General features: G+C 60.8%; 17 protein-coding genes. 2 read left to right on the top strand and 15 right to left on the bottom strand.

Features of this window, described 5'->3' with window-relative positions:
* Positions 1-7 precede the first annotated feature (7 nt).
* The 11 genes from ACQ4OE_RS17520 to ACQ4OE_RS17570 form a co-directional block, all read right to left on the bottom strand.
* Positions 8-700, bottom strand: coding sequence for an anti-sigma factor domain-containing protein (locus ACQ4OE_RS17520; RefSeq protein ID WP_122590477.1), 693 nt, complete (start codon positions 698-700; stop codon positions 8-10).
* Positions 697-1,230, bottom strand: coding sequence for a sigma-70 family RNA polymerase sigma factor (locus tag ACQ4OE_RS17525; RefSeq protein WP_430947378.1), 534 nt, complete (start codon positions 1,228-1,230; stop codon positions 697-699). Before ACQ4OE_RS17525 ends, ACQ4OE_RS17520 begins: the two co-directional genes overlap by 4 nt.
* A gap of 164 nt (positions 1,231-1,394) precedes the next feature.
* Positions 1,395-1,916, bottom strand: coding sequence for a DUF3455 domain-containing protein (locus tag ACQ4OE_RS17530; protein ID WP_430947379.1), 522 nt, complete (start codon positions 1,914-1,916; stop codon positions 1,395-1,397).
* Between the two features lie 168 nt (positions 1,917-2,084).
* Entirely contained in the window at positions 2,085-3,719 is a 1,635-nt protein-coding gene (locus tag ACQ4OE_RS17535; protein WP_430947380.1) for an ABC transporter ATP-binding protein, read from the bottom strand.
* A 14-nt stretch (positions 3,720-3,733) separates the two neighbouring features.
* The gene (locus ACQ4OE_RS17540) at positions 3,734-4,756 is read right to left on the bottom strand and encodes an ABC transporter permease (protein WP_122590470.1); all 1,023 of its coding nucleotides are present in this window, start codon (positions 4,754-4,756) and stop codon (positions 3,734-3,736) included.
* Positions 4,756-5,820 carry a microcin C ABC transporter permease YejB gene (locus ACQ4OE_RS17545; RefSeq protein WP_401044297.1) on the bottom strand — a complete coding sequence of 355 codons (1,065 nt, stop codon included), beginning with the start codon at positions 5,818-5,820 and terminating at the stop codon, positions 4,756-4,758. The genes ACQ4OE_RS17540 and ACQ4OE_RS17545 overlap by 1 nt, the downstream gene beginning before the upstream one ends.
* Before the next feature lies 1 nt (position 5,821).
* Positions 5,822-7,687, bottom strand: a complete 1,866-nt coding sequence (locus tag ACQ4OE_RS17550) for an extracellular solute-binding protein (RefSeq protein WP_430947381.1) — start codon at positions 7,685-7,687, stop codon at positions 5,822-5,824.
* Between the two features lie 149 nt (positions 7,688-7,836).
* Complete coding sequence (locus tag ACQ4OE_RS17555) at positions 7,837-10,548, bottom strand: TonB-dependent receptor (RefSeq protein WP_430947382.1); 2,712 nt, start codon at positions 10,546-10,548, stop codon at positions 7,837-7,839.
* 206 nt (positions 10,549-10,754) lie between these two features.
* Positions 10,755-11,156 (bottom strand): ExbD/TolR family protein, encoded by a 402-nt coding sequence (locus ACQ4OE_RS17560; protein ID WP_007918272.1) that lies wholly within the window; start codon positions 11,154-11,156, stop codon positions 10,755-10,757.
* Complete coding sequence (locus ACQ4OE_RS17565; RefSeq protein ID WP_371857721.1) at positions 11,156-11,842, bottom strand: MotA/TolQ/ExbB proton channel family protein; 687 nt, start codon at positions 11,840-11,842, stop codon at positions 11,156-11,158. The genes ACQ4OE_RS17560 and ACQ4OE_RS17565 overlap by 1 nt, the downstream gene beginning before the upstream one ends.
* 67 nt (positions 11,843-11,909) lie before the next feature.
* The gene (locus ACQ4OE_RS17570) at positions 11,910-12,734 is read right to left on the bottom strand and encodes an energy transducer TonB (protein WP_430947383.1); all 825 of its coding nucleotides are present in this window, start codon (positions 12,732-12,734) and stop codon (positions 11,910-11,912) included.
* 1,113 nt (positions 12,735-13,847) lie between these two features.
* Between ACQ4OE_RS17570 and ACQ4OE_RS17575 the strand changes: the two genes are divergently transcribed.
* Positions 13,848-14,471, top strand: a complete 624-nt coding sequence (locus tag ACQ4OE_RS17575) for a glutathione S-transferase N-terminal domain-containing protein (protein WP_122590463.1) — start codon at positions 13,848-13,850, stop codon at positions 14,469-14,471.
* Positions 14,472-14,599: 128 nt separating this feature from the next.
* Here ACQ4OE_RS17575 and ACQ4OE_RS17580 read toward each other — a convergent pair whose 3' ends face one another.
* Complete coding sequence (locus tag ACQ4OE_RS17580; protein ID WP_064389193.1) at positions 14,600-15,040, bottom strand: CBS domain-containing protein; 441 nt, start codon at positions 15,038-15,040, stop codon at positions 14,600-14,602.
* 198 nt (positions 15,041-15,238) lie between these two features.
* Between ACQ4OE_RS17580 and ACQ4OE_RS17585 the strand changes: the two genes are divergently transcribed.
* A complete protein-coding gene (locus ACQ4OE_RS17585) occupies positions 15,239-17,599 on the top strand; it encodes a DNA polymerase II (RefSeq protein ID WP_430947384.1) in 2,361 nt (786 codons plus the stop codon).
* On the opposite strand, the gene ACQ4OE_RS17590 is transcribed toward ACQ4OE_RS17585, so the two are convergent.
* The 3 genes from ACQ4OE_RS17590 to ACQ4OE_RS17600 form a co-directional block, all read right to left on the bottom strand.
* On the bottom strand, positions 17,564-18,034 hold the full coding sequence (locus tag ACQ4OE_RS17590; protein WP_430947385.1) for a DUF1810 domain-containing protein: 471 nt from the start codon (positions 18,032-18,034) through the stop codon (positions 17,564-17,566). The two genes, ACQ4OE_RS17585 and ACQ4OE_RS17590, sit on opposite strands and share 36 nt — an antisense overlap.
* Before the next feature lie 27 nt (positions 18,035-18,061).
* The gene (locus ACQ4OE_RS17595) at positions 18,062-18,883 is read right to left on the bottom strand and encodes an aldo/keto reductase (protein ID WP_430947386.1); all 822 of its coding nucleotides are present in this window, start codon (positions 18,881-18,883) and stop codon (positions 18,062-18,064) included.
* A 156-nt stretch (positions 18,884-19,039) separates the two neighbouring features.
* A complete protein-coding gene (locus ACQ4OE_RS17600) occupies positions 19,040-20,188 on the bottom strand; it encodes an aldose epimerase family protein (protein WP_430947388.1) in 1,149 nt (382 codons plus the stop codon).
* Positions 20,189-20,433: the final 245 nt, after the last annotated feature.

The following is a 20,433-nucleotide window of genomic DNA, read 5'->3' on the forward strand; positions in this document are numbered from 1 at the left end:
GGGTTGCTCAAAGCACTTTGACGGCGCGCCCGATTGCCTGGATCGGCCCGGTCGGTTTGCCGATTGGCGAGCCGTTGGCGCCTTCCAGCGTCAGCTCGAACAACTGGTTCGGTTGCAGCGGCGGCAACTTGTCCAGCGGCACCGACAGCGCCTGGCCCGGCTTGACCAGACCCAACGACACCGGCCCTTGCCAGCCATCAGCCTTGGTCCAGAATTCCAGCGCTTTGTCAGCCGGTACTTCAACCACGCCCAGCGGAATCAACTGGATTTCCCGTGAGTCGCTCGCCTGAATCACCCAGCCCGGCGCCTTGTCCTGCGGCGCCACCAGCACCACCAGATAACTCGGTTTCGGCGTGGTCTGGGTCAGCAGGATCGAACCCAAAATCAACGTCGCGGCCAGCCCGACAGCACTCAGCCCACGCCACAGCGGCAGCAGGTTCCACCATGAAGTCGCTGGCGCTTTGGCCGTGAGTCGATCGAGGCTGCGTTCGATCCGTGGCCACAACAGCGCCGACGGTTGTTGCGATGGCGCAAGGTCGGTCAACTCCAGCAGACGCCGCTCCCAGGCATCCACTGCGTCACGTAATTCGGGGTCATTCGGCAGACGCTGTTGCACCGCGATCCGCTGCTCGGCAGGCAGTGTGCCGAGCACGTATTCGCCGGCCAGTTCATCGCGTTCCTGCGCCGATTCAGTGGTCATCCCATGCACTCCCGCAAGGCGTTGAGGCTGCGTTTGATCCACGCCTTGACCGTGCCGAGCGGCGTGTCGAGGCGCGCGGCGATCTGCGCGTGGCTGTAACCGTCGACGTAGGCGTGGAGGATGCAGTGGCGGCGTTGTGGCTCGAGTTGCTCGAGGCAACGATGAATGCGTGCCGAATGCGTATGGGCGTCGAACTCGTCAGCATCGCCGGCCATTTCGTGCTCATCGCCGAGCGAGGTTTCACGACGCTGATCACGCAGCAGATTCAGCGCCAGATGCCGCGTCACCGTGAACATCCAGCCCCGCGCCGAACCCCGCGTCGGGTCAAACCCCGCCGCGCCGTTCCAGATCTTGATAAACGCCTCATGGACAATGTCCTCCGCCAGCGCCGAGTCACGCACCAGACGTTTGGCTACGCCGAGCAGGCGCGGGCCTTCCTGCACATACAAATCGCGCAGGGCCGAACGCTCCCCACGGGCACAGGCGGCGAGACGGGCTTCGTAATCGAAAACGGATTCGGCTAAAGGCATGTCGTGCAATCTAGCTCACTTTCCCCAAACATCCACACAATCGAGTGGCCCCCTATGGGAGCGAGCCTGCTCGCGAAAGCGGTGGTTCAGAGAAATATCCGTCGACTGACACACCGCCTTCGCGAGCAGGCTCGCTCCCACATTGGGCCTTAGTGATTCAACGGTCAGTTCGCCGCCCAGAAAATGTAATCCGCCTGATACTTCACCACTTCCTGCTTGCCCTTGTTCGCTGCCGTGCATTCACTGCCCGGCGCCACGCCGCCCTTGAGTGCGACGCGCTGGATGTAACTCACGCCGGCCATCGCGCCTTTGCCCTCGGCGGGATTGGCCTTGACCAGTTGATAGGGCAAGTTGCCCGGGGTCGATGGCGCCACGGCCAATTGCGTGCCGGTGACTTTCGAACCGTCCTTGGCCTGCCAGGTGGCGGGTGGGCCGAAGTAAGTGCCGACCTGCTTGCCGCTGCGATCATTGAGCACCGCTTTCGGCCCGACAAACGTCCACTCGGTCTGCCCCGGAGCATTGGCTTTGTCGCGGCATTCGTAGGTGATCTCGCCGACGCCGGTGGTTTCCATCGCGATCTTGTGGCCATCCGGCACTTTGATTGCGTCGGGATAACTGCTTTGGGCGAAAGTCGTCGAAGTGACGGCGAGCAAACCGGTGAAGCCAATCAGGTGGGTGATGTTCATCAGTATGTTTCTCCAAAAAGGGTAAACCGCTGACAGCCGAAGAGGGCTGTTATAAGGACTACCCGTGGTGGAGGCGTTTGGATGCAGTGCCTGGAAAATAAATCTCCAACCCGACGACAACCCCTGTGGGAGCGAGCCTGCTCGCGAAGGCGTCGGGTCAGCCAACATTTATGTGACTGATACACCGTGTTCGCGAGCAGGCTCGCTCCCACAGGGATTTTTGTCTGGCTTCAGGCCGGAGGCTTTCAGTAATTCCTGGGTGTAGGGATGTTGCGGCGCGGCGAAGATTTCGCGCGACGAACCCTGCTCCACCACCTTGCCATCCTTGATCACCATCAAGTCATGCGCCAGCGCATGCACCACCGCCAGATCATGGCTGATGAACAAATACGTCAGCCCATGCTTGATCTGCAATTGCCGCAACAACTCGACGACCTGCTTCTGCACCGTACGATCCAGCGCCGAAGTCGGTTCATCGAGCAGAATCAGCGCCGGTTCCAGCACCAGTGCGCGGGCGATGGAAATGCGCTGGCGCTGTCCGCCGGAAAACTCGTGGGGATAGCGATGCCGACTCTGGGGATCGAGGCCGACTTCCTCCAGTACCCGAATCACTGCGGCTTCCCGTTCGGCTGCAGTGCCGATGCCATGGGTCAGCAAGCCTTCGGCAATGATCTGCTGCACCGACATTCGTGGGCTGAGACTGCCGAACGGGTCCTGAAACACCACCTGAATCTGCCGGCGCAACGGCCGCATCAAACGCTGATTGAGCAGGCTCAGTTGCTTGTTGCCGAAACGGATATTGCCCTCTGATTCGACCAGCCGCAGGATCGCTTGGCCCAACGTCGATTTGCCCGAACCCGACTCACCGACAATCCCCAGCGTCTTGCCGCGCTGCAGGGTGAAACTCACGCCGTCCACCGCTTTGATGTAATCCTGCTGCCGACTGAACAACGCCTTGGGCAGCGCAAACCACACCTTCAAATCATCGACTTCGAGCAGGTTGTGCTCGAACTCACTCGGCACTGGCGCACCGCTCGGTTCCGCTTCGATCAACAACCGGCTGTAATGATGCTGCGGCGCGCGGAACAGCGTTTCGCAATCCGCCTCCTCGACGATCTCGCCATGGCGCATCACGCACACCCGTTGCGCGATACGTCGCACCAGATTGAGGTCATGGCTGATCAGCAACAGCGACATGCCGAGGCGTTGCTGCAGCTCGATCAGCAACTCAAGAATCTTCTGCTGCACCGTGACATCCAGCGCCGTGGTCGGCTCATCGGCGATCAACAACTCAGGTTCGTTGGCCAGCGCCATGGCAATCATCACCCTTTGCCGCTGCCCACCGGAGAGCTGATGCGGATAGGCCTTCAAGCGCTGCAAAGGCTGGCGAATGCCGACCAGTTCCAGCAACTCCAACGTCCGTTGGCGAGCAGCACGGCCCTTTAGACCTTTGTGAATCTCCAGCACCTCGCTGACCTGCTTTTCCACCGTGTGCAACGGGTTCAGCGAAGTCATCGGCTCCTGGAAAATCATCGCAATGCGGTTGCCGCGCAAACCGCGCATCTGCTGCTCGCTGGCGTGCAGCAAATCCACGCCGTTGTAGCGGATCGCGCCGCTGCTGCTGACGTTCTTGCCCGGCAGCAAACGCAGGATTGAATGCGCCGTCACCGACTTGCCCGAGCCGGATTCACCGACCAGCGCCAGGCACTCGCCACGGCGGATATCGAGGTTCAAACCGTGCACCACTTCCTGCCCGGCGAAGGCCACGCGCAGGTCACGGATTTCAATCAGGTTGTCGTTCATCTCAGCTCCGGGGATCAAGATCGTGGATCAAACGCATCACGGCAAGCCTCACCAATAAATACCAACAACGACAGAATCAGCGCCAAGGCAAAAAACGCCGTCAGCCCCAACCACGGCGCTTGCAGATTGCGCTTGGCCTGACCGATCAATTCGCCCAGCGACGCGGTGCCCGCGGGCATACCGAAGCCGAGAAAATCCAGTGCGGTCAGCGTCGCAATCGCGCCAGTCAGAATGAACGGCAAGTAGGTAAGGGTGGAGGTCATCGCATTGGGCAGGATGTGCCGGCACATCAGTTCGTTGTCGGTCAGGCCCAGTGCCCGCGCGGCTTTGACGTATTCCAGATTGCGCCCGCGCAGGAACTCGGCGCGCACCACATCGACCAGCGCCAGCCAGGAAAACAGCGCCATGATCCCCAGCAACCACCAGAAACTCGGCGAGACGAATCCGGACAAAATGATCAGCAGGTACAGCACCGGTAACCCCGACCAGATCTCCAGCACCCGCTGCCCGAGCAAGTCGACCCAGCCGCCGTAATAGCCCTGCAACGCCCCGGCAACGATGCCGATCACCGCACTGATGCCGGTGAGGATCAGCGCAAACAGAATCGAAATCCGCGTGCCGAAAATCACCCGCGCCAACACGTCGCGGGCCTGATCATCGGTGCCCAGCCAGTTGCTTGAAGACGGCGGGCTCGGCGCCGGTTCGCTGAGGTCGTAATTGACCGTGTCGTAACTGAACGGGATCGGCGGAAACAGCATCCAGCCGCCCTGATCCTCGATCAGTTTGTGTACGTAACTGCTGGCGTAATCCGGCTGAAACGGCAGCTCGCCGCCGAAATCGGTTTCCAGGTAATCGCTGAGGATCGGGAAGTAGAAAGCGTCGTGATAACGGATCACCAGCGGCTTGTCGTTGGCGATCAATTCACCGCCCAGACAAATCAGGCACAGACCGATAAACAGCCACAGCGACCAGCGTCCACGGCGGTTGGCCTTGAACTGGGCAACGCGGCGCTGACCGAGAGGGGAAAGAGTGAACATCAGGCAGTCCTCGCCGAGAAGTCGATGCGCGGGTCGAGCAGGGTGTAGCAGAGGTCGCCGATCAGCTTGATCAGCAGGCCGAACAGGGTGAATAGAAACAGCGCGCCGAACACCACCGGATAGTCGCGCGACACTGCCGCCTCATAACTCATGCGCCCGAGGCCGTCGAGGTTGAAGATGGTTTCAATCAGCAGGGAGCCGGCGAAAAACACCTCGATCAGCGCCGACGGCACACCGGCCACCACCAACAACATCGCGTTGCGAAACACATGGCCGTAGAGCACGCGGCGCTCGGTCAGACCCTTGGCCCGTGCGGTGATCACGTACTGGCGGCTGATCTCGTTGAGGAAGCTGTTTTTGGTGAGGATTGTCAGCGTGGCGAAGCCGCCGATCACCAGCGCCGTCACCGGCAGCACCAAGTGCCACAGGTAATCGCCGACTTTTCCAAGCGTGCTAAGGCTGTCGAAGTTGTCCGAGACCAGCCCTTGCACCGGAAACCAGTTGACGTAGCTGCCGCCGGCGAACACCACGATCAGCAGAATCGCGAACAGGAACGCTGGCATCGCATAGCCGATGATGATTGCCGTGCTGCTCCAGACATCAAACGCGCTGCCGTTCCTGATCGCTTTGCGAATGCCCAGCGGGATCGAAATCAGGTAGGTGATCAACGTCGCCCACAAGCCCAGCGACAGCGACACTGGCAGCTTCTGCACAATCAGATCGGTGACCTTGGCGCCGCGAAAGAAACTGCTGCCCAGATCCAGCTGCGCGTAGTTTTTCAGCATCAGCCACAGGCGTTCGTGCATGGGTTTGTCGAAGCCGTAATGGTGTTTGATTTCCTCGATCAGCGCGGGGTCGAGGCCACGGCTGCTGCGGCCCGCGCCGCCAATCGCGGCAACTTCACCACCGCCGCCCATGCTGTGCCCGCCGAAGCCTTGGAGACGCGCGATGGCTTGCTCCACCGGCCCGCCCGGCGCGGCCTGCACGATCAGGAAATTGACCACCAGAATGCACAGCAGCGTGGGGATGATCAGCAGCAAACGTCGACTCAGATAACGCAGCATGTCACTGGCCCCCCGCGAGTTGGCTGTGCATCTGTTGCGTGGTCAGCGCCTTGGCCGATACCTCCCACCATGTGTTAAGGCCTTCGTCGTACGCCGGTTGCACGGCGGGCATGCCGAAGCGGTTCTGATACACCGTCGGCGTGCCCTTGGAGTAGTAGTTGGGAATCATGTAGTAACCCCATTGCAGCACCCGGTCGAGGGCGCGGGCGTAATGCACCATGGCCTCGCGGGTGTTGGCCTGGACCAGTCCGTCGATCAGTTGATCGACCGCCGGGTTGGCCAGCACCATCGAGTTGGAACTGCCGACTTGCGTGGCACTTTGCGAGGCATACAGGCTGTACAACTCGCGGCCGGGGGAGACAATCGGATCGCCGCTACGGGGGAAACTGGTGACGATCATGTCGTAGTCACGGGCGTTGAGACGGTTGACGTATTGCGCCGAATCGATCCGGCGCAGATTCAGCGTGATGCCGATCTGCGCGAGGGTGCGTTTGAACGGCAACAGCATGCGGTCGAAACCGCCCTGACCGTCGAGGAAGGTGAACTCCAGCGGATCGCCGTTCGCGTTGACTAAACGATTGTGTTGCGGCGTCCAGCCGGCCTCGGCGAGCAGCTTCAGCGCTTGCAATTGCTTGTCACGGATGTAGCCGCTGCCATCGGTTTTCGGCGCCTCATACACGGTCGTGAAAACTTCGTCGGGGATCTGCCCGCGCAGTGGTTCGAGGATCTTCAATTCCTCGGCATCAGGCAGCGCGGTAGCGGCCATTTCGCTCTTTGGCCAGAAGCTGTTCTGGCGCACGTAGAAGCCGCGCATCATCTGCTTGTTGGTCCACTCGAAATCCCACAGCAGGCTGATCGCCTGACGCACGCGGCGATCCTCGAAGATCGGGTTTTGCAGGTTGAACACAAACCCTTGGGCCGCCGTCGGCTTCTCCGGGGCCAGAATCGATTGCTGCAAACGGCCGTCGCGCAACGCCGGGCTGTCGTAGCCGACCACGTAACCGGACGAGGAAAACTCGCGGTTGTAGTCGAACGCGCCGGCCTGCAACAGTTGCCGGGCGACGTCGGTGTCGCCGTAGAAATTCACCGTGAGGTTGTCGAAGTTGTACATGCCGCGACTGACCGGGAGGTCTTTGCCCCACCAGTCTGGATCACGCTCGAAACTGATGCTGCGCCCGGCGTCGACCTTGCTCACCCGGTACGGGCCGCTGCCCAGCGGGGGCTCGAAACCGCCGCCATTGGCGAAGTCGCGGGTTTGCCACCAGTGTTCGGGGACGATGCGCATGGTCGCCAAGTCCAGCGCGAGGGTGCGGTTGAGGTTGTTTTTGAAGGTGAAGCGCACCTGCCGTGGGCCTTCGATCAGCACGTCCTGCACGTCGGCGTATTGCTGGCGATAACTCAGGCTGCCCTTGGTCATCAGCAGGTTGAAGGTGTAGCGCACGTCTTCGGCAGTGATCGGCGTGCCATCGGCGAAACGTGCTTTTGGATTGAGGGTGAAACGCACCCACAAACCCTCGGGGTCGCGCTCGATCTGCTGCGCAACCAATGCGTAAACGGTGTAGGGCTCGTCAAGCGAACGAAAGGCCAGCGGCGAATACACCCAGTCGTTGACCTGCACCACGGAAATGCCCTGATCGGCATACGGGCTGATGTAGTTGAACCCGCCGATTTCCATCGACGCACGACTGAGCGAACCGCCCTTGGGTGCCTTGGGATCGACAAAATCGAAATGCTCGAAGTTCGCCGGATACTTCGGCGCCTCGCCGTACACCGTCAGCGCATGACTGCCAGCGGCCAGCGCCGAGGAGCCGGTGCACAGCAGCGCACTGCCGAGCAGGAAGCCAGCCATGTTGCGCAAGAAGCTCATGAAATCACCCTGAAAATCCCTGAAAGGCCACGGACCCAATGTGGGAGCGAGCCTGCTCGCGAAGGCGTCTGGTCAGCCGACATCTCTCTTGCTGATCCACCGCTTTCGCGAGCAGGCTCGCTCCCACAGGGGATGTGTTCTGTTTCCGGTTAGAAGTGGTAAGTCATGCGCGCAAACAAGGTACGCCCCAGCGGATCGGTGTAACGCGGGTCATAGCCGCTCTGGAAGTTGTAGGCCTGGTTGGAGAACGGCGGGTTGCGGTCGAACACGTTCTTCATCCCGGCATCGACATCCAGCACCTTGTTGAAGGTGTAACCGGCCGACAGGTCCCACACCGAATACGACGCGACGCGCGCGTGGGTATCGCGGTCGTAGTCGTTGTAACCGGTGGTGAAGCGGTTGGTCAGCGACGCCCGCGCCGCACCGAAGGTCCAGCTGCCGGTGAGGTTGTGTTTCCAGCGCGCGATCACGCCGTCACCCTGAAAGTCGCCGACCTTGTCGGTGAACGGACCTTTGATGGTGCTCTGGAAGTCGTACTCGTCAACGTAAGTGCCTTGCAGCCCGAGACCGAACTGGCCGTACGGCGTGTTCGGGAAGCGATAATCCAGCGACACATCGACACCGTTGGTTTCGACGATCCCGAGGTTGGCGTTGCCGGTAACGATGTAGTTGAGCGTGCCGTCGGCGTTGCGCACGAAGCGATCCGGGTAGGAACCGGCCTGATCAAACACGGTGGATTCCGGGAATGGCTGGATCTGGTTGGAGATGTGAATCCACCAGAAATCCAGACCGACCGAGAGATTGTTGATCGGCTGGTAGACGAAGCCCAGGGTCACGTTGCGCGCCTTCTCCGGGGCCAGATCTTCGTTGCCGCCAATCTGGTTGAGGAACTGCTGCCCGCAATCGCGGCCACCGTTGCCGCCCGGTTGCACCACGCCGCCGGTACACAGCACCGGGTCGTTGTAGTAGCCCTGGGTGAAGGTGATGCTGCGCGGCGAATACAACTCATACAGCGACGGCGCACGGAAACCTTCGCTGTACGCGCCGCGCACCACCAGCTCTTTCAACGGCTGATAGCGGAACGAGTATTTCGGGTTGGTGGTGCTGCCGAAGTCGCTGTACTTGTCGTGACGCACGGCGGCGGAGAGTTCGAGGCTGTCGAGCACCGGCACGTTGATTTCCGCGTAGGCGGCTTTGACGCTGCGATCACCCTCGACACTGCCGTTGGGGTCGATGCCGAGGCTCTGGATGTCGCCGGCGAACGACTCGAAATCCTGATGGAATTTCTCTTTGCGGTACTCGCCACCTAACGCCAGGCCGGACGGGCCGGCACCGAACCAGTCGCCAATCTCGCGGCTGATGCGTCCGTCAAAACCGGCGACCCGGCCAACGGCGGTGGAATAGGCGCCGTGGTACGCCGCTTGATCGATGTATTGCTGACCGGCGGCGGACTGCGGGCCGAACGGGTTGAGCAAGCCGCTGGCCAGACCGTCGATCATCGCCTGATCGCTGACGTAACCGCTGGTGACGCTGGAGACGATTTTGTTCTGGTTGTACGAGGCGCCGACGTTGTAATCCCAACCGCCGACCAAACCATCGAAGCTGAGCAAGAAGCGCTGACTGGTGTTCTGGTCTTTCGATTCACGCGGTCCAGCGGCGGTTTCACGCCAGTTCACATCGACCGGTTGGGTCGGATCGAGGGCGAAATCGGTTGGCGCTGGGGTGATGCCGTTGCCAGGGTAGTAAGGCGATGAGCCGTCGAGGCTCAGACCGGTGAGCGGGGCAGGGCCGACAGCAGTGGCGTTGTTGTTGCGCGACCAGAAGTATTCGAGATTGACGTTGTGGTCGTCGGCCAGTTTGCCGGTGGTCTTGCCGAAGAACGAAGTCTTCTCGGTCTGCGGTACCAGGTCGATGAATTCGCGGGTGCTGAAGCGGCACAAGCCGTCGCGCGCGACCAGGTTTGGCCCGTTGCAATTGCTGTTGGCCAACGGGTTGGTGGCGTTGCCGTTCTGGCTGTAGTTGCCGGGGAAAGCCGTGCCGGAAGTCTGATCCAGACCACGGCCGGGATCGTAGTCGCGGGCGAAGGAGCGGTCGTTGGCGTCGAGGTTCTGCTGCTTGTTGTAGTTGAACACGCCGAGGACGTTGAAGCGGTCTTCTTCGAGGTCGCCGTAGCCCCAACTGGCGCTCATGTCCTTGGTCGCACCGCCGCCGCTGTGGGTCGGGGTTTCGCCGCCGAGGGTCAGTTGGCCGTCGGTCATGGATTTCTTGGTGATGAAGTTGATCACGCCGCCGATGGCGTCGGTGCCGTACAGGGCCGAGGCGCCGTCGCGCAGCACTTCGACGCGCTCGATGGCGGCAAACGGGATCATGTTCAGATCCACCGCGCCGCCGGCCGAGTTGGTCCCCGACAAGGCGTTGTTGGCCAGGCGTCGACCGTTGAGCAGCACCAGCGTCTTGTTCGCGCCGATGCCGCGCATGTCGGCGAACGAGGCGCCGCCGGTGGCTGCACCGACCGAGCCGGCACTGTTGTTGATCGACTGGCTGCCGGTGATGCGCTGCACCAGTTCGGCGGTGGTGGTCACGCCCTGTTTGCGCAACTCATCGGCCTTGAGAATGGTGATCGGCACGGCGGTTTCGGCATCGACCCGGCGAATCGCCGAACCGGTCACTTCGACCCGTTGCAGTTGCGTGGTCGGTGCGGCCACTGCGGCTGCAGCGGGCACGGCGGCGTTGTCGTCCTCGGCGGCTTGCACGGTCCCGGCGCCCATCCCCATGGCCACCAGATACAACGGAACAAAACGGTGGCGAGAAATCGTTGCCACCAAGGGTTTGAGCGTGAAGCGTGGAGTGTTCATCAGCATGGTTATTTCCGATTTTTCAGACGTTATCGAATTGGCCTTGTGAGCCCCTCATTGCTCCGCTATCGGTGATACCGCGCGCGGAAAACCACTTTCTTCAAGCAAGCCGATCCCCTCCGAAGACGCGTGGCGTTTTTTCGGTCGGCTGGTTGCGACAGGATTCAGCGGGCGGTGGCGGGCGTGTTCTCAAGGCGCGCCCGCCACCGCACTCAGTGGGTGGTCATCACCGAAATCTTGGTGATGCCCGAGCGTTCGATCGACGCCATGGCTTTGGCGACCTGGCCGTAATTGACGGCGGAGTCGGCCTGCAACTGCACGCGCACTTCGGCATCCTTGGCCTTGACCTCCTTGAGGCTGGCTTCCAAAGATTCCGGGGCCAGTTCGGTCTTGGCCAGATAGAACTTGCCGTCCTGATCGACGCTGACTACCACCGGGTCCTTCTTTTCGGCGGGGGCGACGGCATCGGTTTTCGGCAGGTTCACTTTGATCGCGTTGGTCATCAGCGGCGCGGTGACGATGAACACCACCAGCAGCACGAGCATCACGTCGACCAGCGGCGTGACGTTCATTTCGCTGAGGACTTCATCGCTGTCTTGGGTAGAAAAAGACATCAGCTGGCCTCCCGCACGGCGGCTGTGGTTTTGCTGGCGATGGCCTGACGGCTGATGGAAAACGCACTGCGCGAAGCGAGGGCGTCGAAGTCGTGGGCGAAGTCATCCATGTCTGCCGAGGCGAGTTTCAGACGGCGCAGGAAGAAGTTGTAGATCAGCACCGCCGGCACTGCGACGGCGATACCGACGCCGGTGGCGATCAGCGCGTGACCGATGGGACCGGCGACCGCTTCCAGGCTGGCCGAGCCGGTTTCGCCGATGCTTTTCAGCGCTTCCATGATGCCCCACACGGTGCCGAACAAACCAATGAACGGCGCGGTGCTGCCGATACTGGCGAGGATTGCCTGGCCGTTTTCCAGCGAGCGGCGTTCTTTCTGGATCTGCTGGCGCAGGTTGCGTTCCAAGCGATCCGAGCGGTTGATGGTGTGCGCCAGTTGTTGCGTGGTGCGCGGTGAATCTTCCACCAGCAGCGCTTCGAAACCGCTGCTGGCGATGCGTGCCAGCGCGCCCGGATACTGGCTGGCGTGTTCGGCGGCGGTGAGCAGATCCGGCGCGCCCCAGAAGGCTTTGCTGAACTGTTTGTTCTGCGCTTTCTGCCGCAGGTACTGCGCCGACTTGACCAGCAGGATCGCCCAACTGACCACGGAAAACAGCACCAGACCCCAGAGGACACCGGGGACAATCATCGAAGACAAATCGTTCATGGTTACACCTCGCTTGCGTTATTCGGTTGTGCGTTGATTGAGCGTTCGGTTATTGCGGCAATTTGAAATCGATGGTCTGGGTGGCGAAGCCGTCGATCGGCGTGTCACCGCGTTTGGCCGGGATAAATTTCCAGTTCTTCACCGCGGCGACGGCGGCGTCATCCAGTTGCGGCTTGCCGCTGGATTTGGTCACCGTCACCGAGCCGGCGCGACCGTTGGCCAACACCTGAATGCGCAGCACCACGCTGCCTTCCCAGTTGCGTCGCAGGGCCAGCGACGGGTATTCCGGCGGCGGGTTGCCGAGGCTGGCAAGGCCGGACACGGCGGCCGATTCCTTGACCGGGCCGGGCGCGGCTGCGGGTGCTGGCGGCGCACTCGGCGTGGCCGGTGCAACGGGCGCGGCGGGTTGTGCCGGAGCAGGCGCGGCTTTTGGCGGCTCGACCTTTTTCACCGGTTTTGGCTTCTCTACCGGTTTCGGTTTTTCGATCGGCTTGGGCTTCTCCACCGGTTTCGGGGGCGGCTTGACCGCGTCTTCGTCTTCCACCGGTTGCTCCGGTTCGGGAGGCGGTGGTGGCGGAGGTGGCGGTGGTGGTTCCGGAGTGGGCGGTGCCGGTGGCGTCGGGCTGGTCAGCTCGACGGTCATTTCCGGAATCTGTGGCGGCGTCGGCAATGGTTCGGTCCGCGATTGCTGGAGAAACCACCAGGCGCCGCCATGTATCAGCGCCGACACAGCCACCAGCAAAACCATCTGCTGTTTATTCAAACCGCCGGGTTGCGAGGTATTGGCTTTAAAGGCCGGGCTGCCCGAAACCGGCGGGATCGGTGCTTCCCGCAACGGCCCCGGCAGGGCTCTGTGCTTTACCGCATCGTTCATTAAAGCTCCCTCGGGTTGATGAAGGGCAATAAGGTGCCGTCCGAACATGTGCGCCATGTTCGAGTGGGTGGGTGCAACTTTCTTTTGGGTGTGCAGAAGCCGATAGTTGAACTATCCGGTTAAACAAGGCTTGCGCAAACTTAGTGGCTTAGCGCCATCGACTTCGTGTGTTCATTAGCCATTCCCTGGTTGTTCTTCTATTAATCGAGACAGCTGTCGGTGTCTCATGCTTGTTACACATAGCAACGGCTGTGCCAGATGTTGCAGAAATGTAGAACTGTTATTTCATCAGTGTTACCCATGTCGCATTTATATAAGTTTTGCCATTGCCGCGCTTATTCCTTGGGGCGCAGATTGCCGCTACTCCGTTTGCCGGAGCTTTTTTAGAGGCGAGTCAGGCTGAGCGCGCTCTCCGGCTGATGGGCGGGATAGAGCGGCTGCTTGACTGGCGGCCAGGGCACTTGCTGGTGCGCGGCGGACTGAATTGGTGCGGGTCAATGTTTTAGCGGGTCACGGGGTGTGTTCCTTGTTCTTGTTTAAATGAAATCAATGTTCGAAGTGTTGAAAGATTCAAATCGGTGGAACAGTTTTGGTGCGCTTGTAAAGAGACTGGAAGTTATTGTTCGACAATCCTGTCGCCGCACAATCAATGCGTCGTTTGCGCAATAACAGTTCGGGTCATATTTAAAAAATAAATAGCACGCCAGCGTCGGCCAATGATTCATTGCCGAATGCAGTGCGCTGTCGGGGTGTCAGGTAATAAAGTAAGTGCGAAGGCAGCCGGGACTGTTCAGATGAACTCGGCGTTGTGCACGAACAAGCGAAGAGAGGGTCATGCGGCAAAGCGTTTGAAGATTCACGCGGTGAACTCCTTATTGCCAGCTCGGACACACGAACTTTTGGTTCGGTATCGCACCTTACAAGAACGCGGGTAGCGTTCGATGAATGCTCTTGGTGCGGGATGGGCACCATCAGCGCTGTTCTGCGAGGTTTGAATTCGCAAGTCGCGATTGCATGGGAAAAACGTGCCAAAACCGATACACACGCAGAATTTTTCTACACCGGGCCTGCCGCCATCTACCCTTGGCAGAGGCCTTATTCGGGGGATCGGCTATGTACCAGCTCTACGGACACAGGAATTCAGGCGCAGCCGCGATTGAAGCGGCGCTGGAACTGTGCCAGATCGCCTACCGCTTCATTGATATCGAAGCGAGTACCGAGGCCGCCGAAGCGCTGGCCAAACTCAATCCGCTGAAACAGATTCCCACCCTGCAGCTGCCCGACGGCAGTGCCCTCACCGAGAGCGCGGCGATTCTGATTCACCTCGGCCTGACGTTTGCGCAGTCGGGCCTGCTGCCGGTGGCGGCGGCTGATCGCGATCAGGCGATTCGCGGCATGGTCTACATCGTCAGCAATTGCTACACGGCGGTCGGCGTCATCGATTACCCTGAGCGCTGGCTGGTGATGCCGGACGAAGCGTCGCGGCAGAACCTCATGGCCGGCGCGCGGGAGCGTTTGCACTGGAGTTGGGAAGTGTTCGCTGACCAGTTTTCTGCCGAGTTGTATCTGGACGACGAAACACCGGGAGCGCTGGATGTGCTGGCAGCGGTAGTGACACGTTGGGCGGGCAGCCGCGAGCATTTGCGTCAGACGCGGCCAGGGTTCTATGCGTGGTTGCAGCGAATTGACCGGCACCCGGTGCTGGCGCCGGTGTTTGCCCGGCATTGGCCGTCCTGACTGAGATGATCGTTCCCACGCTCTGCGTGGTAACGCAGCCCGGGACGCTCCGCGTCCCAACGCGTGACGCAGAGCGTCACAGGAGGCATTCCCACGCGGAGCGTGGGAACGATCATAGGGAGGGAGATTTATTCCCCGCGAATGTACTGCTCCAGCTGTTTGATCAGCTCCGCCTGCTCGGCAATCGCTTCCTTGACCAGGTCACCAATCGACAGCAAGCCGATCAACTTGCCGTTCTCCACCACCGGCAAGTGGCGCAGGCGTTTGTCGGACATGATGCCCAAGCAGGTGTCGACGGTTTGATGGGTGTCCACGGTGATGACGTTCGACACCATGATGTCGCGCACCGGAGTGCCGACGGATGAGCGGCCATGCAGCACGAGTTTGCGCGCGTAATCGCGTTCGCTGATGATGCCGACCACTTGCTCGTCTTCGACCACCAGCAAGGCGCCGACGTTTTTCTCGGCCATCTTCATCAGCGCTTCGAGCACCATGTGATCAGGCTTGATCTGGTGCACTTCCTGATTTTTCTGATCTTTGAGCTTGAGCAGTTGGGCGACGGTCTTCATGGCGGTTACTCAGGTGTTGTCGTTGTTATCCAAGCATCGTAGACGCAAGCGCGCAGGGCAAGGTGGCAAAGCGGCAGATAACACGCAAAAAACGTCATTTGCCGGGTTTTTCCGTGGCCGGCGGCGATTTATCGCCAGCGTCATCCCAGGCAATGCCGCGTAGAATGCCCCTCTGTTCTGATTCCTGAGGTTGCAGTGGTGGATTTACCGCAGGGCTTCGTCCTGACCCGGCATTGGCGTGATACGTCGGCCGGCACCGAAGTCGAGTTCTGGTTGGCGACCGACGCCGGGCCACGCCGTGTGCGCCTGCCGCATCAACCGTCGGTGGCGTTTATCCCTGCCGAGCAGCGCGCCGCCGCCGAGCGTTTGCTGCACGACGAGAAGAACGTCGAACTGCGTCCGTTGGCCCTGCAGGATTTCCAGCATCGCCCGGTGCTTGGCCTCTATTGTCAGCAACACGGCCAGTTGATGCGCCTGGAAACCGCGCTCAGCCGCAGCGGTGTCGACGTCTATGAAGCCGACGTGCGCCCGCCGGAACGCTACCTGATGGAGCGTTTCATCACCGCCCCGGTGTTTTTCAGCGGGACAACGGATGCCGACGGCATCCTGCTCAACGCCCAGTTCAAACCAGCGCCGAGTTACCGGCCGAAGCTGCGGCTGGTCTCGCTGGACATCGAAACCACCGAAACCGGCGATCTGTATTCCATCGCCCTCGAGGGCTGCGGCCAGCGTCAGGTGTACATGCTCGGTACGCCCAACGGCGACGCGAGCATCGTCGACTTCGACCTCGAATACTGCGACTCGCGCACGCTGATTCTGAAGAAACTCAACGACTGGTTCGCGCTGCACGACCCCGACGCAATCATTGGCTGGAACGTCGTGCAGTTCGATTTGCGCATCCTTCACGAACACGCGCGGCGCCTCGGTGTGCCGCTGAAAATCGGTCGTGGCGGCGAAGAGATGCAGTGGCGCGAGCACGGCAGCCGCAATCATTACTTCGCCTCGGCGGCGGGGCGGCTGATCATCGACGGCATCGAATCCCTGCGTTCGGCGACCTGGAGCTTTCCGTCGTTCAGTCTGGAAAACGTTGCGCAGACCTTGCTCGGCGAAGGCAAAGCCATCAACAACCCGTACCAGCGCATGGACGAGATCAACCGCATGTTCGCCGAGGACAAACCGGCGCTGGCCAAGTACAACCTCAAGGACTGCGAACTGGTCACGCGAATCTTCGCCAAGACCGAGCTGCTGACGTTTTTGCTCGAACGCGCCAGCGTCACCGGACTGCCGGCGGATCGCAGTGGCGGCTCGGTGGCGGCGTTCACCCATTTGTACATGCCGTTGATGCACCGTCAGGGGTTTGTTGCGCCGAATCTGGGCACCAATCCACCGCAGGCCAGCCCCGGCGGCTTCGTCATGGATTCGCAACCGGGCCTGTACGAGTCGGTGCTGGTGCTGGATTACAAGAGCCTGTATCCGTCGATCATTCGTACGTTTCTGATCGACCCGGTCGGGTTGATCGAAGGTTTGCAGCATCCGGACGACGCCGATTCCGTGCCGGGTTTCCGTGGTGCCAGATTCTCGCGCACCCGCCATTGCCTGCCGTCGATCGTCTCGCGGGTGGCCGAAGGTCGTGAGACCGCCAAGCGCGACCACAACGCTCCGCTGTCGCAAGCGTTGAAGATCATCATGAACGCCTTCTACGGCGTGCTCGGCTCCAGCGGTTGCCGCTTCTTCGATACGCGGTTGGCCTCGTCGATCACTCTGCGCGGTCACGAAATCATGCTGCGCACGCGCAAGCTGATCGAAGAGCAAGGCCACGCGGTGATATACGGCGACACCGACTCAACGTTTGTCTGGCTGCGCCGCCCCCACGGCCAGGAAGAGGCGGCAGAGATCGGCCATGCGCTGGTCAAGCACGTCAATGATTGGTGGCGCGAGCATGTGCGCGACGAATATGGGCTGGAAAGCGCCCTCGAACTGCAGTTCGAGATTCACTACAAACGCTTCCTGATGCCGACCATTCGCGGTGCGGAGGAAGGCAGCAAAAAGCGTTATGCCGGCCTCGTCACCCGCGCCGATGGCCGCGACGAAATGGTCTACAAAGGCCTGGAAACCGTGCGCACCGATTGGTCGCTGCTGGCCCGGCAGTTTCAGCAGGAACTCTACGAGCGGATTTTCCAGCGCAAGCCCTATCAGGATTACGTGCGCGACTACGTGCGTAAAACCCTCGCCGGGGAATTCGATGATCGCCTGGTCTACCGCAAGCGCCTGCGCCGCACCCTCGATGACTACGAACGCAACGTGCCGCCGCATGTGCGCGCGGCGCGGCTGGCCGACGACTACAACGCGCAACACGGGCGCCCGCGGCAATACCAGAACGGTGGCTGGATCAGTTACGTCATCACCTTGGCCGGCCCGGAGCCGCTGGAAGTGCGCCGCGCCGCCATCGACTACGACCACTACATCACCCGCCAACTGCAACCGGTGGCGGACGCGATCCTGCCGTTTGTCGACGACGATTTCTCAACACTGATCGGTGGGCAACTGGGCCTGTTTTGAGTCGAGCAACTGCAGCGTCCATTCATCGAGGATGCCGTGGAAGTAGCGCTCCAGTGCCTGAGTGAACACGCTGTCTTCAGCGGTGAACTGCGCAAACAACGTCATCGATGAATGAAATTTCAGGTCATCGGGATGGCCGAAAATCTGCGCAATCGAACGCTGCTGCACAGCCAACACTAATTGCGTGCAGGTGCGCAGCCGTGCGCCCAGCAGTTCGTGAGCCAGATAGGCCTGCGCTTCTTCGGCCGAGCCGATGGCGAAGCGCCGCGACATCTCGCTGCCGCCCAGGCCGGCAAACTGCGGAAAGACAAACCACATCCAGTGGCTGCGTTTGCGGCCCTCGTCGAGCTCACGCTGCACGCGCTCGAACACCGGGTCCTGGGCCTGGATAAACCGTTGCAGGTTAAACGGGTCGTCCTGATCAGTGCTTCTCATTGCGAAGCCTCGCCAGTCCGCAGCGGCTCAGACCATGGCCAGCCGCTGCTTGCGTTGTGGCGCTTTGAACACGTGGTCGAGCGCCGCCAGATCCCCGGCTTCCAGTTGCAGCTGCGCCGCTTGTGCATTGAGTTGCACGTGTTCGGGTCGCACAGCCTTGGGAATCGCAATCACGCCATCCTGACGCAGAATCCACGCCAGCGAAACCTGTGCCGGGGTCACGCCATGACGAGCGGCGATTTCTTTCAACACCGGCTCGGCGAGCATCGCACCGCCCTGGCCGATCGGACAGTAGGCCATCAGCGGCATGCGCTGGTGCTGGCACCACGGCAACAGATCGAATTCGATGCCGCGCTCTTCGAGGTTGTAGAGCACCTGATTGGTCGCGCAGACCGAACTGGAGAGTTCTTCGAGGTCATCGACATCGAAATTCGACACGCCCCAACGACCGATCTTGCCGTCCTCGCGCAGGCGTTCGAAGGCTTCGACGGTTTCCTCCAGCGGATACTGACCGCGCCAGTGCAGCAGATAGAGATCGATGTAATCGGTGTCGAGCCGGCGCAGACTGCGCTCGCAGGCCTGCGGGATGCCTTTGCGGCTGGCGTTGTGTGGGTAGACTTTGCTGACCAGAAACACTTGATCGCGAATGCCGGCGATGGCTTCACCGACCACGCTTTCGGCGCCGCCCTCGGCGTACATTTCCGCGCTGTCGATCAGGGTCATGCCCAGTTCGATGCCCGTGCGCAGGGCCGCGACTTCACGCTTGTGCGCCGAACGATCCTCGCCCATGCGCCAGGTGCCCTGACCGATCACCGGAACCTGCACGCCGGCCAATTCAAGGGTACGCATTCAAACCTCCTAGTTGAAAGTGTCGATACCTTTAGTGGGCAGCAGGATAGACCAGATCGTTCCCACGCTTTGCGTGGGAACGCCTAAATGGACGCAGAGCGTCCCGGGCTGCATTCCCACGCGGAGCGTGGGAACGATCAGGCGGAGCGGGGCGGGTTATTTTGCGGAGAACTTGAGAATCACGCTGTGGCTGTAGCTCTGCCCCGGATCAAGCCGAGTGCTTGGGAAGTTCGCTTGATTCGGCGAATCCGGATAGTGCTGGGTTTCCAGCGTGAACGCGCCCCAGTGCGGATAGACCTTGCCGCCCTTGCCCTTGACGGTGCCGTCGAGGAAATTGCTGGTGTAGAACTGCACGCCCGGTTCCGTGGTGAACAGCTGCAGCACGCGACCGGACTGCGGATCACTGACCTCGGTGGCGACTTTGCTGATATCGCCTTTGGTGTCCAGCGCCCAGTTGAAATCGAAGCCGCCCTGTTTCGGTTCAGCGAATTTCAGCTGCGGGTGATCCGCCTTGATGTGCGTGCCAATCGCCGTTGGTTTGCTGAAATCCATCGGCGTGCCGGCCACGGGCGCCAGTTCGCCGGTTGGAATCAGTTTGGCCGTCACCGGCGTGTAATGGCTGGCGTGCAGGGTCGCGACCTGCTTGAGGATGTCGCCATTACCGGCACCGGCGAGGTTGAAGTAGCTGTGGTTGGTCAGGTTGAGCACGGTCGGTTTGTCGGTGCTGGCCTTGTAGTCGATGCGCAGTTCGTTGTTGTCGGTGAGGCGGTAGGTCACTTCGGTGGTGAGGTTGCCGGGGAAGCCCATCTCGCCGTCCGCCGACAGGTACGTCAGGGTCACGCCGACGGAATCCTTGTCTTTGGTTTCCTCGGCCTTCCAGACTTTCTTGTCAAAACCTTGAGTGCCGCCGTGCAGCGCGTTGGACTTGTCGTTCTGCGGCACTTGATAGCGCTTGCCGTCGAGTTCGAACGCGCCTTCGGCGAGGCGATTGCCGAAGCGGCCAATGGTCGCGCCGAAGTAGGCGGTGCCTTTCTGGTAGCCCTGCACATCGTCGAAACCGAGCACCACGTCGTCGAACTTGCCGTGCTTGTCCGCCACTTTCAGCGATTGCAGCGTCGCGCCGTAGGTGATGACGGTGGCTTGCATGCCGTGGCTGTTGCGCAGGATGTATTGCTCGACGGGTGTGCCGTCATTGGTTTTGCCGAAGGCTTTGTGTTCGGCGGTCAGGCCCGCCGCGTTGGCGGAAAGGGTGGCGATCATCAGGGACAGTCCGAGGCCGGAGAGCAGGTGACGGGATTGAAGCATGGTTGACCTTCCTTTTTGTTGTTGTTTTCAAAACGGCACAACTAGTCATTCTATTTACGTTTGCAGTGAAGATTTATAGTTGATTAATCGTTTACTTCAACAATAAAGACAGACTAATTGGCCTGAGGTCGATGCCGAAGGTCGGCTGGCCGTGCGCACCACTGCACTTTTTCGCAATCGGCGGCTCTATCCATGGCCAGGATGCGGTGACTCCCGCCGCACAGGAACGTGCCTGATCGAGAATT

This window comes from Pseudomonas sp. WC2, assembly GCF_050586545.1.
Classification (GTDB): domain Bacteria; phylum Pseudomonadota; class Gammaproteobacteria; order Pseudomonadales; family Pseudomonadaceae; genus Aquipseudomonas.